The organism is Streptomyces subrutilus (assembly GCF_008704535.1).
Lineage (GTDB): Bacteria > Actinomycetota > Actinomycetes > Streptomycetales > Streptomycetaceae > Streptomyces > Streptomyces subrutilus.
Window position 1 is genome coordinate 6,171,233 of the sequence record NZ_CP023701.1, and the last position, 14,582, is coordinate 6,185,814.

Here is a 14,582-nt window from a genome sequence, read left to right on the forward strand (position 1 = left end):
GGCGCGCTCAGGTGGCCTCGGCCGGTACCTCCGGGATCTCGGAGGTACCGGCGGCCGGGCCCTGCGCCTGGGCCGGGGGCTGCGTCTGGAGCGGCTTGGCCAGGGTGAGGCGGTCCCGGCCGGCGTCCCGCGCGCCGGCCTGGGCGCCGGGGGCGGGGCCCCGCTCGGGCAGCAGGTCCAGGACGGCCTGGCGGTGCGCCGGGTGGGTGGCGTCGTCGTAGGGGTCCGGGGTGGCGGGCACCTGGAGCCGGTGCACCGGGCCCGCGCCCAACCGGGCGTACCCGCGCCCGGGCGGCACCTGGCCCGTCGGGGTGGTGTGCGGGGGCAGCCCGAGCACCTCGCCGATCTGCGGGATCGAAGCGGGCCCGAGGACGACCCGGGCCCGGGTGTGCTGCCAGACGGCGTCATGGAGCAGTTCGAGGTGGTCGAACTGCTCCGCCACGACCACCGTGACGTGGGCGGCGCGGCCGTGCCGCAGCGGCACCTGGAGCTGGGCCAGCGGGTCGGGTCGTCCGTCGGCCGCGGCCAGGTGCGCCAGTACGCTCGGCCGGTCCAGCAGGAGCCAGAGCGGGCGGCGGGTGTCGTCGGGCGCGGGGCGGCCGGCCTCGCGGGCCCGGTGCGTGGCGATCAGCCGGCGCTCGGTCTCCTGGGCGGCCCATTCCAGGGTGGCCAGCGCTCCGGTGGGCCCTGACTCCACGGCGAGCACGCCGCGGCGGCCCGACAGGCAGGAGTACTCGCCGCTGCCGCCACCCTCGACGACCAGGACGTCGCCCCCGTGCCGCAGGGCCTGCAGGGCGACGGAGCGCAGCAGGCTGGAGGTGCCCGCGCCGGGCTGCCCCACGGCCAGCAGGTGGGGTTCGGTGGAGCGGGGCCCGGTGCGCCAGACGACGGGCGGCACGTCGCACGGCTCGTCGCCCCCCGCGAGCACGGGCAGGGTGCGCCGCACGCTGCCGGCGTCGGTGAAGCCGAGCACGGTCTCGCCGGGGGAGGTGACGAAGGGCTGGGCGGCGATGGTCGTGGGCAGCGGGGCCAGCACGCTCAGGTCGAGGTGGTTGGCCTCCTCGTCCCAGACGAAGAGGTACTCCCGGCCGCGCCCCGACTTGGCGTGCAGCAGCGCCTCGATGCGGGCCCGCGCGTCGGCCTCGCCGTCGGTGAAGTAGGCCGGGTAGCGGATGCGCAGCCGGGTGACGCGGCCCGCGTCGTCGAACGCGTAGTCGCCGAAGGCCTTGTCCCACGCGCCGCCGTGGGCGAAGAGCGGCGCCGGGTCCTCCGCGATGGAGAAGTAGGGCACGAGGGCCTCGTAGAGGGAGCCGAGGCGTTCGGCCTCGGCCTCGCCGGGCCCGGTCTTCACCGGGGTGCGGTCGCGTCCGTGCCAGGCGGCCGCCGCCATGACGGTGACCAGGGCGCAGAGCGGGCCGTAGGGGACGAGCGCCACCACCAGGACGCAGGCGGCGCCGAGGAACAGCGCGGGGCCCCGCTTGTCCTTGGGGGTGTCGGACCACTTGCGGCGTCCGGTGGACGCCAGCACGCGCAGGCCGCGTCCGATGGTGAGCAGCGGATGGAGGACGTCCGTGGCACTGTCGGCGGCCGTGCGAGCGAGGTCGCGGCCCCGGGCCAGCGACGTGGTGCCGCTGCTGAGGATGCGGGGAAGTGGGCGCCGGGCCACGGGCGTCTCCTGGAGTTGTCGGTGTGACGGGTGATTCGGGTGTGGCTGGGTGTCGTCGTGCCCGGGGCGGCCCCCTAGAGCTTGATCCCGCCGAGCAGGCTGGCGAGGCTCGCGGTGCTCGCCGTGATGCTCGGGGCGATGGCGGAGCCGGCCAGGAAGAAGCCGAAGAGCGAGCAGACGAACGCGTGCGACAGCTTCATCCCGTCCTTCTTGAAGAACAGGAAGCAGATGATGCCGAGGAGGACGACGCCTGAGATGGACAGGACCATGGGGGGATCTCCTGGTGGGTGGGGACAGTCACCATCAGTTCTTCCAGGCTCACAGCAAGTATCAATGCGACAAAAGGTTCATATGGGTGAATGGAGCTTTTTTTCACTTGACCGGCCCACCCCGGCTGGCGCGTCCGCCGTTCAGGGGGACAGGGGTGATCTTCGCCTCGGCCCGGGCCCGTCATGCGCAGGTCCGGGCGCTACCCTGACGATTCACCCGTACGGACGGCGCCGCCGTACCTCCCCCTGCCCGCGAGGCGCCGGGGGCACGGGCCCCGGCGGACACGCGCCGGCCGAGAGCGGAAGGCGGTACGCACGATGAGCGAGCACACCGAGAGCGGTTCCGGTTCCCCGGACGTCCCCGACGAGGACGTCATCGAACTGGCCACCAAGATCTTCGACCTCGCCCGCCAGGGCGAGGCCGAGACCCTCGCCGCGTACCTCGACGCCGGAGTCCCGGCGAACCTCACCAACGACCGCGGCGACACCCTCGTCATGCTCGCCGCCTACCACGGCCACGCGGAGGCCGTCACCGCACTCCTGGCGCGCGGAGCCGAGGCGGACCGCGCCAACGACCGGGGCCAGACCCCGCTCGCCGGAGCCGTCTTCAAGGGCGAGGAGGCCGTCATCCGCGCGCTGCTCGCCGGCGGCGCCGACCCGAACGCCGGAACCCCCTCCGCGGTGGACACGGCGCGCATGTTCGCCAAGGCCGACCTGCTGGAACTCTTCGGAGTCAAGTAGTCCGCTTTTTGCCGTGCCCTGATCCGGCCTGACCGGTTCTCGACCTCACAGGTTGATCACGGCGGCCGTAAATGTGGTCGCGGCGCACAAACCGGCTGGGTCATCATGGCGTCGGATTCGATTCGCGAACACGGGGGACGGGCATGAGCGGGCAGGACACGAGAGGTGTCCGGCCCGACCGGCCACCCCTGGTCACGAAGCACCGACGAGAGTGAGAAGGCAATGGTCTACATCGAGCGGAACCTGACGGCGGACGTCCTCACATGCTGTTACGCGGCCCTGTGAATCCCGATTCCCGGTTGCGTCCCCAGCTTGATTTGAGGCCATTCCCATGTTCGAACCAGTCATAGCGCCAAGCGGCACCCTGCTCGGGCTCCTCCAGCGGGGCCGCGGCGACGGCACGCTGCACGCGCTCGCGGCGCCCAGGGCAGAAGCCCTGGACGCCCTCAACGAGTGCGTGCTCCGCGACCCGCGCCAGGACTGGCAGGTCGAGAACCGCTCCTTGTACTACGCGCGGCTGTACCTGGACCTCGACGGCCCCCTCGGCGCGATCGAAGCCCACCTCTCCGGCGCGGACGACCTCCTCGACGAGGACGACCACCGCACGGGCCTCGCCCTGTCCGTCCTGGGCCACCTGGCCTCGTACGGACGCGACGACGCCCTCATGCTGCTGCGCCGCTACGCCGCCCGCGGAGCCAACTGGGCCTGGGCCCTCGACGAGCTCGCCCTGCGCGACGACGACGAGGGACTGCGCGGCCTCGCCGCGCCCGTCCTCGCCCGGTTCCCCGACACCCCGGAGGGCGGGGCGCGGCTGGCCGCCGCCGTCCGCGACGCCTACGAGCCCCGCCCCTGGTCCCTGTGGGAGGAGAGCCCGCGCTACGGAGAGCGGCTGCGCGCCGCCCGGCAGCAGGGCTCCTTCGACCGATGGCAGCGCCAGCTCACCCCGAACGGGCCCCGGCCCGGCTGGGGCGTCCGGGCCGTCTTCGACTGGGCCGCCGACGGGCTGCGCCGCGGCACCCCGCTGCACGTGCCCGCCGCCCGCTGCCTCGCCGCGGTGGCCGCCCCCGAAGACCGCGCCGACATCCTCGCGGCCGCCGCCGGAGCCCTCGGCGAGGCCGCCCGGGCCACCGCCCTGCACCACCTGGTCCTCGCCGAACCGGACAACCCGGCCGTCCTGGACCTCATCGAGGCCGCCGCCGACGAACCCGCCGTCGCCGCCTACGAGCGCATGTGCGGCCCCGCGGCCGTCGAGCGGGCCCGGCGCTGGATCCACCGGCCCGACGCCCTCGGCGCCGCCGCCGCCGCCACCCTCGCCACCCGGGGCGGGACCGAGGACACCGCCCTGGTCCTGGGCGCGCTGCGCTCGACCGTCCGCGGCGCCGGCCCCGACACCCGGCGGCTCTTCGCCCTCGTGGACGGGGCGGGCCGCCTTGCCATCGGCTGCGCGGCCCCCGTGCTGCGCCACGTCTACCGCGAGACCTCCTCCTCCCACCTGCGCGGCCGGGTGGCCCGCGCCCTGGCCAGCACGGACCCCTCCTTCGCGGCCGGGTTCGCGGTCGAGTGCCTCTGGGACTGCGAGGAGACCACCCGGGAGGTGGCCGCCCACCACGCCGAGACGGCAGACGCCCGCGTCGCCCCCCGCCTGCGCCGCCTCGCGGCGGACCCGGCGGAGGAAGAGGACGTCCAATCGGCGGTCCGCAGCCGGATCACCCCGGAATCGGCCGTGTAAGCGGCCTCCACCACGGAGGCGGGGCCCCGCCTCCCCGGGCCGTTCCGGCCGGGCGGGCAGGGCGCCGCGTCACCGCGCCCGCGCGAACCGCACCGCCGTGCCCGGGCCGGCCTGGGCGGCCGCGTCCAGGGCGGGGCCCGGCGGGACCACGCCGACCACCGGGTAGCCGCCGGTCACCGGGTGGTCGGCCAGGAAGACCACCGGCAGCCCGTCCGGCGGGACCTGCACCGCGCCCAGCACCATCCCCTCGCTCGGCAGCTCGCCCTCCCGGGCGCGCGCCAGCGGGCTCCCGCCCTCCGTGCGCAGCCCGATCCGGTTCGACCGCGCCGACACCCGGAACACCGCCCGCCACAGCCCCGCCAGCGAGGCCTCCGTGAACCAGTCCGCCCGGGGCCCCGGGCGCAACGGCAGCAGGAGGTCCGCGGGCGGGCCGGGCAGCGGGCAGAGGTCGGCCGGGGCCACCGGGGCCGGCCCGGGCGGTCCCACCGGCAGCAGCGTCCCCACCGCCACCACCGGCGGTCCCAGACCCGACAGCAGGTCCGTCGAACGGCTGCCCAGCACCGGCGCCGCCGCGACCCCGCCGCGCACCGCCAGGTAGCTGCGCAGCCCCGACTCGGCCCGGCCCACCGACAGTTCCGCCCCGGCCGGCACCCGGACCGGCGCCCCCCACGCCGCCGGGCGGCCGTCCACCCGTACCGCGCACGGCGCGCCCGTCACCGCGACCGTGACCGCGGCCAGGGCCCGCAGCCCGACCCCGTCCACGGTGGTCTCCAGCACGCCCGCGCCCGGCGGATTGCCCAGCAGCCGGTTGGCCAGCGCGTACGCGGCCGTGTCGAGCGCCCCCGAGCGGGGCACCCCCAGGTGCGCGTGGCCGGGCCGGCCGAGGTCCTGGACCGTGGTCAGCGCCCCCGCCCGCACCACCAGCAGCCCGCTCACGCCGCCACCTCCGCGAAGCGCACCCGCACGCCCGGTGCGAAGAGCGCCGCCGGCTCCCGCGCCGGGTCCCACAGCACCGCGTCCGTGGCCCCGATCAGCTGCCAGCCGCCCGGGGAGGAGCGCGGGTAGACCCCGGCGTACTCCCCGGCCAGGGCGAGCGAGCCCGCCGGGACGGCCGTGCGGGGCGTGGCCCGCCGGGGCAGGCGCAGGCGCTCCGGCAGGCCCGTCAGGTATCCGAAGCCGGGGGCGAAGCCGCAGAACGCCACCCGGAAGACGACGGCCCCGACGAGGCCCGCCACCTCCCCGGGGGCGACCCCCCACAGCCGCGCCACCTCCGCCAGGTCCGGCCCGTCGTAGCGCACCGGAACCGTCACCAGCGGCCCGTCGCCCTCCGCCGGGGGCCGCAGCTCCCAGCGCGCGATCCGCGCACCCAGGGCGGCCGGGTCCCGCACGCCGTCCAGCAGCACCGTCCGCGCCGCGGGCACGATCTCCCGTACGGCGCCCAGCTCGCCCGCCGCCCGCCGCCGCAGCAGCTCGGCGTGGAGCGCCGCCACCTCTGCGGCCGAACCGACCTCGACGAGCAGCGCCTCGCCGCCGACCACCAGGGGCCTCACGCGAACGCCCCCACCGCGACCCCGGCCGCGCACAGCGCCGCCCGGACCCGGCGGGCGAGGTCCGCGGCGCCCGGGGTGTCCCCGTGCAGGCACAGGGACCGGGCGGTGACGCGGACCGTCGACCCGTCGGCCGCGGCCACCGCGCCCCCGGCGGCCATCCGGACCGCCCGCGCCACGACGGCGTCCGGATCGTGCAGCACCGCCCCCGGCTCGGAGCGCGGCACCAGGGTCCCCACCGGCGTGTACGCGCGGTCGGCGAACGCCTCCGGTACGCCCGCCAGCCCGGCCTCCCCGGCGGCCGCGAGCAGCAGCGACCCCGGCAGCCCCAGCACCGGCAGCCCTGCCGGTCCCGCCGCCAGCCGGACCCCCGCGACCACGGCCGCGGCCTGCTCGGCGTCGTGCACGGTGCGGTTGTAGAGCGCACCGTGCGGTTTCACGTACGACACCGCGGAGCCGGCCGCCCGGGCGAACACGTCCAGCGCCCCGATCTGGTAGGCCACTTCGGCCGCCAGCTCGCCGGCCGGCACGTCCATGGCACGCCGCCCGAAGCCGGCCAGATCGCGGTACGCGACCTGCGCGCCGATCCGCACCCCCCGCTCGGCGGCCAGCTCGCAGACCCGGCGCATGATGGACGGGTCCCCGGCGTGGAAGCCGCAGGCGACGTTGGCGCTCGTGACCACCGACAGCAGGGCCTCGTCGTCGGTGAGCGTCCAGCGGCCGAAGCCCTCGCCGAGGTCGGCGTTGAGGTCGATCTCCGCCGCAGCGGGTGTGATCATGGAAGCCATGCGGTGAGCGTAGAACAGTGCGGCGCCCTCCACCCGGGAGCCGCCGACCCGTGACGCGCAGCCGGCGACGGCCCGCCGCACGGGGGCGGGCGATCCGTCCGGGTGGCCGGGCGCGGTGCGTCGCGCGGGCCGACGGGCCGGGGGCAGGTGCGCCGCACCGGGTCGGGGACGATCCGGCCGAACCATGCCGTTTGGGATGTTGTCCGGGTCAGCGCCTAGTCTTTGCCCGTGACTCTCCCCGCCCCGGCGAAGACCCTTCCGTCCCCGGCGCCGGGCCCGGCCGCCGACGAGGGCCTGGCCCGGCGGCTGCGCGCCCTCGCCTGCACCGCGCCGCTCCACGACCTCGACGTGCGCAAGGCCAATCTGGCCGGCGAGTACGGGGTCTACGCGATGGCCGAGGTCGCGCTCGCCGCGATCGACCTGGTCACGCTGAACATGGACTTCGACACCGGCGCCGACCACGAGCAGATAGTGGCCAGGCTGCTGCCCCGCGTCGCCGCACAGGCCCCCGCCCGCCCGGCGGCCGAGCACGAGCGCGTGGCCCGCTGGGTGCTGGAGAACCTGATCAACGTGGGCAGCGTCGACCGCGGCTTCCGCGCGATCTACGGCACCTTCGGCCCGGACGGCGTCTACGTGCGCCGCGACTACGACTTCAAACTGATCGAGGAGGTCCCCGGCCACGGCGGCATCGTCTACCTCCGCACCACCGACGAGGCCGTCAACGTCCTGGTCGGCGCCCTCGACACCGACGTCACCAGCGCGCAGATCGCCGCCGAGGTCAAGCTGGAGGTGCTCATCAGCCGCGGCCGGCTGGCCGACGCCCAGCTCGCCGCCGAACAGGCCCGCTACCGCACCGTCCAGTACGCCGAGACTCTGCGCCGCACCCTGGACGCGACCCGGCGCAACGTGCGGGCGGTGGACTGGCTGCGGGCCGTCCCGGACATGATCGCCGAGGCGCTCGACCACGTCGCCGACCGCTACCGGCACGAGAACGCCATCCTCACCAACATCCGCAAGGCCCGCGACGAGGCGGAGGAGCCCGAGAACAAGCGGCGCGCCGCCGAACTCGTCGACATCGTCAAGGACTGCATCCGCCGCCACACCCAGCTCCAGTCGCGCCTGCTGGACGCCGGCCCGCTCTTCCGCGCCGAACAGGACCGCCAGGCCTTCGCCGCCCCCGCCCCGCGCTCCGGCATCGACCTCTACGGGCAACTGGTGGCGCCGCTGCTGCCGCTGCCGCTGGAGCAGGCGATCCGGGTCAGCGACGCCTTCTTCGCCTCCGGCGCGGGCCTGCGCACGCCGGTCTCCGTCCGGGTGGGCGACCTCGTCGACATCCTGCTGACCCCGCCGGTCGAGCGCGAGCACCTGGGCGCCGAGATGCCCGAGCCGGACCTGATCGCCACCCCCGACGACAGCCGCTTCAGCGAGGAGCAGCTCGCCGCCGCGATGGAGCTGCTCGACCTCCCGCACGACGCCCCGCGCAGACTGTCCGGACTGCTCGCCGACGCCCGCCGCACCGACCCCGACCTGCCCTACCTGGTCGCCCTGCTGGCCGTGCACGCCGCGAGCCCGGCCGTCGGCACCGCCTACCGGCAGGGTGAGGAGCGGCTGCTCTTCGCCGTGGACGACGGCGCTCGGTTGGACGACCCCGGCTTCGGCGGCGCCGACCTGATCGTCGGCACCGCCCTCCTCGACGCCGCGGGCATGGCCGCCGACCGCGCGGAGGCCACATGACCCCCCACCGCGCCCAGGAGCCCCGGCCCGGTCCGGTTCGGCCCACGGTCGGTTCGGCGGCCGTGCGTCCCCACCTCGCTCCGGCTCGGCCCGCTGACGGGCCGCCGGCCCTCCGGCCCCGGCCCGCTCCCGCCGCGCCCGCCGACGGGCCGGGGGCCGTGCGCGGTCCCGCCGTCCGCCGCCCCGGCACCCGCGCCGTCCGTGTCCGCGCCACCCCCGTCCGCGGCTCCGCCGCCCCACCGCACCGGGCCGCCAGGCCCCACCGCACCGCCGAGGAGATCCACCCGTGAGCGACCACCACGCCGAGTACGCCGCGTGGAGCGCGCCCGAGGCGCCCGCCGCCCCGGCGGCGCCGACGGCCCCGGCGCCCGCCCACGCGCTCACCCCGGCCGACGCGGCCGACGCCGCCCGGCTCGTCGCGTTCGGACTCCAGCCCAAGCTGCTGCCCGCCCGCGACGCCGAGTACGCCGAGCTCCTGCGCCGCTACCGGGAGGAGCCCGCCTTCGGCCGCCTGGCCGACGCCGTGGCCACCGGCCTCGGACTCGTCGTACTGGAGGTGTCCCCGCGCGCCGGGATGGCCGTCGCCGCCGGCGAGGACTCCGTCTTCGCCGTCCGCATGGGCGACTACGCCCGCCGGACCACCGCCGACTCCGCCGACCGCTTCCTGCACGGCCTCGCCCACCTCGCCGTCGCCGCCCTCGCCTTCCCCCGCCCCGAGGACCTCGCCGACGACGGCTACATCGGCCGCATCACCGTCAACGGCGTCGACGCCTTCGTCCGGCAGACCTGCCGCCGCCTGGAGGAGCGCGCCGACGAGCTCGGCGAGAACACCGACCCGGCCTCCGACGCCCCCGGCCTGGAGGCCGCCTGGCGCGTCTACTCCCGGCGCAGCGCGACCGGCGCCACCAAGGACGCCCGCCGCCTCGCCGGCTCCACCACCGGCATCGTCGGCAAGGCCGCCGCCTTCCTGACCGAGTCCGGCTTCCTCCAGCGCACCGGTGACGAGGCCGGCGGCACCTACCGCACCACCCCCCGCTACCAGCTCCAGGTCCGCGACATGGCCGGCAGCGCCGCCATGGCCGAACTGCTGGAGCTGGGCGTGGTCCCGGTCGGGGACGGCTCCGCCACCCTGCTGCCGCCGCCCGAGGGCGACGACCTGGTGCTCGCCGCCGACGCCGGACTCCCGTTCCACCCCTGAGCCGGCCGCCCCCGCCCGACCCCGGTCCGCACCCCACCGGGGAACGCCACCGCCGGCCCAGCCCGACCCGCCCTCCGTACGATCCACGAGAGACCACGAGAGTCCGCCGCCATGTACGAGCTGTCCCGTATCCGCCTCTACTCCATCGGGCCCGCCGGCGCGCGCTACGCCGACACCGTGCTCGACCTGCGCGGAGTCGGCGAGCCGGTGCCCCACCCGGCGCCCGCCCAGGCGGAGTTCTTCGAGGACGAGCCCACCGGCCCGCCGCGCCGCCCCGCGCCCGCGGGCGTCCTCTTCCTGGAGAACGGCGGCGGCAAGTCCGTCCTGCTCAAGCTGATCTTCTCGGTGATGCTCCCCGGCCACCGCAACACCCTCGGCGGCGCCAGCTCCGGCGTGCTCCGCAAGTTCCTGCTCGCCGACGACTGCGGCCACGTGGCCCTGGAATGGCAGCACACCCGGACCGGCGAGTGCGTCGTCGTCGGCAAGGTCAGCGAATGGCGCGGCCGCCAGGTCTCCAACGACCCCCGCAAGTTCGCCGAGGCCTGGTACTCCTTCCGCCCCGGCCCGGGCCTGAGCCTCGACAGCCTCCCCGTCGCCGAGGCCAGCGCCGTCCGCCCGTCCGCCGAGGGCGCCTCCGGAGCCCGGGGCCGCCGCCGCACGATGAAGGGCTTCCGCGACGCCCTCACCGAGGCCGGCAAGGCCTACCCGCACCTGGAGGTCTCCTTCGAGGAGATCCACGACCGCTGGAACGAGCACCTCACCGACCTCGGCCTCGACCCCGAACTCTTCCGCTACCAGCGCGAGATGAACGCCGACGAGGGCGAGGCGGCCGGACTCTTCGCGGTCAAGAAGGACTCCGACTTCACCGACCTCCTGCTGCGCGCCGTCACCGACACCCGCGACACCGACGGCCTCGCCGACCTCGTCCACGGCTTCGGCAACAAGCTCGGCCGCCGCGCCGAGCTGATGGCCGAACGGGACTTCACCGCCGGCTCCGTGGAACTGCTCACCAGGATCGTCGAAGCGGCCGCGGCCCGCTCCCGGCTCCGCGACGTCCACGCCGGCGCCGAACGCCGCACGCGCACCCTCGCCCGGCGGCTCTCCGCCCGCGCCGGCGAGGAACGCGGCCGCGCCGCCGACCTCGCCCAGCGCGTCACCGGCGCCGCCCACGAGGTCACCGACGCCGAAGCGGCCCGCGCGCGCAGCGCCGCCGTCTCCGCCGAACTCGCCTACCGCCACGCCTCGCTGGCCCTGACCGTCGCCGACAAGGCCGCCGCCGCACAGCGCCGCGAACTCCTCGAAGCCCGCACCCTGCACTCCGCCTGGCAGGCCGCCGAGAACGTCCTGCGCCACCGCGCCGCCGCCGACCGCTCCGCCCGGGTCGCCGCCGCCATCCTGGAAGCCGAGCGGGACGCCGCCCCCGCCCTCGCGGCCCGGGCCACCGCCGCCGCCCGGCTCGTCCGCGCCCTGCACACCGCCGCCGAGCACGGCGAACGCCAGGCCAACGACGAGGAGGAGCGCTCCGCCGCGCTCCAGGCCACCGGCGAGGCCGCCCACCGCGACGCGACCGCCGCCGCCACCGCCGCCCAGCGGGCGCGCAGCGAGGCCGAACACCTCCGCTCCCGGCTGGGCGAGGTCCAGCAGGAGACCGCCGAGGCTGTCCGCGCCGGCTGGCTCGACGACTCCGCCCCCGACGCCGACCCGGCCCGCGCCGCGCTGGCCGCCGCCGACGCCGAGACGAGCGCGGTGGCCGCCTGGGACGAGTCCCGCGAGGCGGCCCGCACCGCGGCCGAGGCCGCCCGGGACGCCGCCGCGGTGGAATCCCGCGCCGAACTCACCGCCGCCCGCGCCGCCGACGCCGCCGAAGCGGCCGAGGCCGCCCACGGCGCCGAGTACCGCGCCGCCGCCTCCCTCGCCCAGGCCCCCCGCCTCGCCGCCCTGCTCGGCCTGCCCGAGCCCCGCGACCCCGCCGTGCCCGGCCCCCGCGACGGCGACGCCGCCGGCACCGGCGGCGCACCCGGACAGCGCGGCCCGGCCACCGGTTCCGGTACGGACCACCGCGCGCCCGGCACGGCCCCGTCCCCCGCGCGCGGCGCCCTGGCCACCGCCGGCCGGACCGCCGCGGGCCTCACCGCCGAAGACCTCGACCGCAACGCGGACGACCTGCGCACCCTGCTGACCGACGCCGTCGCCTCCGCCGAACGCCAGCTCTTCGACCTGCGCACCGCCGCCGCCGACGACTCCCGCATCCTCGGCGCCCTCGGCGACGGCGGCCTGCTGCCGCCCGGCCCCGACGTCCTCGCCACCGTCGAGTACCTCGGCGAACACGGCATCCCCGCCCTCCCCGGATGGCGCTACCTCGCCCAGTCCGTGGACCCCGCCGACCACGCCGCCGTCCTCGCCGCCCGCCCCGAACTCGTCGACGGCGTCGTCATCACCGACCCCGACACGCACAGCCGCGCCCGCGAGGTCCTCTCCCAGGCCGCCCTGCTGCCCCGCTCCACCGTGGCCGTGGGCACCGCCGCCGCGCTCCTGGCACCCGTACCGCCCGCCGGCGACGGCGACGGCGCCGTCTTCCTCGTACCGCCCAACCCGGCCATGCACGACGAGCACGCCGCCGACGAGGAGCGCCGCGCGCTGCGCACCCGCGCCACCGCCCGCGACACCGACATCCGCGACCTCGCCGCCCGCCTCGCCGCGGACCGCGAACTCGCCGCCCGGCTCGCGTCCTGGCGCACCGCCTGCCCGCCCGGCCGCCTCGCCGAACTCGCCCGGCAGGCCGAGGCCGCCCGCGCCTTCGCCGAGGAGACCGACGCCGAGCTCGCCGAGGCCCGTACCGTACGCGCCGAGGCCGACGAGGCCGCCGCCGACGCCGCCCGCGTCCGCGACGAACGCCAGGACACCGCCCAGCGCGCCCGCCGCGTCGCCGACGCCCTCGCCGGCCTCGCCTTCCGGCTGCGCGAGCGGGCTGGCTGGCAGGCCCGGCTCCGCGAACTCGCCGACGACGCCGCCGAGTCCGAGGCCCGCGCGGAGGTCTGCCTGGACCGCGCCCGCGCCGCCGACGAGGACCGCCGCGCCGCCCAGCGCGCCGCCGACGACGCCCGCCGCACCTCGCGCGCCCTGCGCGCCGAACGCGCCGAGATCGCCGGCGCCCCCGACCCCCTGCCACAGGACGACGGCACGCCCCGGGCGCCCCTGCCCGACCTGCGCGAGGCCTACCGGGCCGCCTCCCAGCTGTACGAGAAGGTGGGCGTCGGCGCCGACCTGCGCGCCGAACAGGCCCGCGCCGAGGGCGACGAGAGCGCCGCCCTCGCCGAACTCGACCGGCTCACCAACAAGGTCCGCACCCGCGCCGCCCAGCTCCTCGAAGGCACCGACGGCGCCGACGGGCCCTCCCGGCAGGCGGCCGCGGCCCGCGCCGAGTCGCTCGTGCAGATGCTGGAGACCCGCGCCTCCACCGCCAGCGAGCAGCTCGGCCGGCTGCGCGGCGAGGCCGAACGGCACGCCCCCGCCGAGGGCGAGGCGCACACCGAACTGCCCGAGGACCTGGTCCCCTCCGACGTCGAGCAGGCCCAGACCCTGCTGCGCACGGCCACCGCCCGGCTCGCCGCGCACACCGCCGCCGTCGAGTCGGCCCGGGCGGCCCACGCCGGCCTGCTGAACTCCCACCGCGCCGCCGAGGACGCCGCCGGCGGCTTCGACGAGACCGCCGCCCTGCTCCGGGACCTCCTGCGGGACCACACGCATCCGGACGACGACCAGGACCCCGCACCGCACCACGGCACCCTGGAGGAGGCCCGCCGCTCGGCCACCGACACCCGCCGCGCCCTGCGCGGCTGCGCGGCCGAGCTCTCGGCCGCCGAGTCGGCGCTGCGGGAGGCCAGCGACATCCTCGTACGGCACGCCAACGCCACCCGCTACGAGCAGGTCCGCACCCCCGCCCGCCAGCAGATCCGCGAACTGCCCGCCTCCGCCCTGCCCGAACACGCGGCGGCGTGGGCCACCGCCTTCGCGCCCCGGCTGCGCGTCCTCACCGACGAGCTCGCGCAACTGGATCGCAACCGCGACAGCATCGTCGACCGCCTGCGCGGCCTCGTCGAATCGGCCCTGGCCACCCTCCGCTCGGCCCAGCGGCTCTCCCAGCTTCCCGAAGGGCTGGGGGAGTGGTCGGGCCAGGAGTTCCTGCGCATCCGCTTCGAGGAGCCCGACCAGGCCACGCTCACCGAGCGGCTCGGCGACGTCATCGACGAGGCCACCCGGGCGGCCGTCAAGAAGAACAGCACCGCCTCCTTCGGCGAGGGCCGGCGCGACGGCATGTCCCTGCTGCTGCGGGGCGTGCAGGCCGCGCTGGAACCCAAGGGGATCTCGGTGGAGATCCTCAAGCCGGACGCGGTGCTGCGCGCCGAGCGGGTGCCGGTGGGCCAGATGGGCGACGTGTTCTCCGGCGGACAGCTGCTCACCGCGGCCATCGCGCTGTACTGCACGATGGCCGCGCTGCGCAGCAACGACCGGGGCCGCGACAAGCACCGCCACGCGGGCACGCTGTTCCTCGACAACCCGATCGGGCGCGCGAACGCCACGTACCTGCTGGAGCTCCAGCGGGCCGTCTCGGACGCGCTCGGCGTGCAGCTCCTCTACACCACGGGCCTGTTCGACACCACCGCGCTCGCCGAGTTCCCGCTGGTCATCCGCCTGCGCAACGACGCCGACCTGCGGGCGGGGCTGAAGTACATCAGCGTGGAGGAGCACCTGCGCCCGGGCCTGCCGCAGCCGCAGTCCCCGGAGGCGGAGACCATCCACGGAGAGATCACGGCGACCCGCATGTTCCGCCGCTCCTGACCCCGCCCGCCGGCCCGGGCCGAAAGGGACGTGCGGCCCGGCCCGCGGGCGGCGGCCTAGGCCGTCTCTTT

Annotated in this window: 10 protein-coding genes; 5 read left to right on the top strand and 5 right to left on the bottom strand. The window is 76.9% G+C overall.

Annotation, left to right across the window (positions count from 1 at the left end):
• Positions 1 to 7 precede the first annotated feature (7 nt).
• Together CP968_RS27475 and CP968_RS27480 are read right to left on the bottom strand one after the other, a co-directional pair.
• Positions 8 to 1,666 carry a hypothetical protein gene (locus CP968_RS27475; protein ID WP_150520547.1) on the bottom strand — a complete coding sequence of 553 codons (1,659 nt, stop codon included), beginning with the start codon at positions 1,664 to 1,666 and terminating at the stop codon, positions 8 to 10.
• A gap of 74 nt (positions 1,667 to 1,740) precedes the next feature.
• Complete coding sequence (locus CP968_RS27480; RefSeq protein ID WP_030706611.1) at positions 1,741 to 1,935, bottom strand: hypothetical protein; 195 nt, start codon at positions 1,933 to 1,935, stop codon at positions 1,741 to 1,743.
• Positions 1,936 to 2,253: 318 nt separating this feature from the next.
• Between CP968_RS27480 and CP968_RS27485 the strand changes: the two genes are divergently transcribed.
• Together CP968_RS27485 and CP968_RS27490 are read left to right on the top strand one after the other, a co-directional pair.
• Complete coding sequence (locus CP968_RS27485; RefSeq protein WP_150520548.1) at positions 2,254 to 2,676, top strand: ankyrin repeat domain-containing protein; 423 nt, start codon at positions 2,254 to 2,256, stop codon at positions 2,674 to 2,676.
• A 331-nt stretch (positions 2,677 to 3,007) separates the two neighbouring features.
• Positions 3,008 to 4,405 carry a HEAT repeat domain-containing protein gene (locus tag CP968_RS27490; protein WP_150520549.1) on the top strand — a complete coding sequence of 466 codons (1,398 nt, stop codon included), beginning with the start codon at positions 3,008 to 3,010 and terminating at the stop codon, positions 4,403 to 4,405.
• A gap of 69 nt (positions 4,406 to 4,474) precedes the next feature.
• Here CP968_RS27490 and CP968_RS27495 read toward each other — a convergent pair whose 3' ends face one another.
• Genes CP968_RS27495 through CP968_RS27505 form a run of 3 tightly spaced genes read right to left on the bottom strand, consistent with a single transcriptional unit; the run spans position 4,475 to position 6,731 of the window.
• Positions 4,475 to 5,341, bottom strand: a complete 867-nt coding sequence (locus CP968_RS27495) for a 5-oxoprolinase subunit C family protein (protein WP_167536857.1) — start codon at positions 5,339 to 5,341, stop codon at positions 4,475 to 4,477.
• Complete coding sequence (locus CP968_RS27500) at positions 5,338 to 5,955, bottom strand: 5-oxoprolinase subunit B family protein (protein ID WP_150520550.1); 618 nt, start codon at positions 5,953 to 5,955, stop codon at positions 5,338 to 5,340. Before CP968_RS27500 ends, CP968_RS27495 begins: the two co-directional genes overlap by 4 nt.
• A complete protein-coding gene (locus tag CP968_RS27505; RefSeq protein ID WP_150522158.1) occupies positions 5,952 to 6,731 on the bottom strand; it encodes a LamB/YcsF family protein in 780 nt (259 codons plus the stop codon). Before CP968_RS27505 ends, CP968_RS27500 begins: the two co-directional genes overlap by 4 nt.
• Before the next feature lie 237 nt (positions 6,732 to 6,968).
• On the opposite strand from CP968_RS27505, the gene CP968_RS27510 reads away from it, so the two are divergent.
• The 3 genes from CP968_RS27510 to CP968_RS27520 all read left to right on the top strand — a co-directional run bounded on the left by CP968_RS27510 (position 6,969) and on the right by CP968_RS27520 (position 14,511).
• Complete coding sequence (locus CP968_RS27510) at positions 6,969 to 8,474, top strand: hypothetical protein (RefSeq protein ID WP_229886815.1); 1,506 nt, start codon at positions 6,969 to 6,971, stop codon at positions 8,472 to 8,474.
• Positions 8,475 to 8,760: 286 nt separating this feature from the next.
• On the top strand, positions 8,761 to 9,672 hold the full coding sequence (locus CP968_RS27515; RefSeq protein WP_150520552.1) for a hypothetical protein: 912 nt from the start codon (positions 8,761 to 8,763) through the stop codon (positions 9,670 to 9,672).
• Between the two features lie 111 nt (positions 9,673 to 9,783).
• On the top strand, positions 9,784 to 14,511 hold the full coding sequence (locus CP968_RS27520) for a hypothetical protein (protein WP_150520553.1): 4,728 nt from the start codon (positions 9,784 to 9,786) through the stop codon (positions 14,509 to 14,511).
• The last annotated feature ends 71 nt before the right edge of the window (positions 14,512 to 14,582 follow it).

Excerpts from the sequence above, each read along its gene's own strand:
- CP968_RS27480 (WP_030706611.1), bottom strand. The coding sequence starts at position 1,935 with ATGGTCCTGTCCATCTCAGGCGTCGTCCTCCTCGGCATCATCTGCTTC.
- CP968_RS27485 (WP_150520548.1), top strand. The coding sequence starts at position 2,254 with ATGAGCGAGCACACCGAGAGCGGTTCCGGTTCCCCGGACGTCCCCGAC.
- CP968_RS27490 (WP_150520549.1), top strand. The coding sequence starts at position 3,008 with ATGTTCGAACCAGTCATAGCGCCAAGCGGCACCCTGCTCGGGCTCCTC.
- CP968_RS27505 (WP_150522158.1), bottom strand. The coding sequence starts at position 6,731 with ATGATCACACCCGCTGCGGCGGAGATCGACCTCAACGCCGACCTCGGC.
- CP968_RS27520 (WP_150520553.1), top strand. The coding sequence starts at position 9,784 with ATGTACGAGCTGTCCCGTATCCGCCTCTACTCCATCGGGCCCGCCGGC.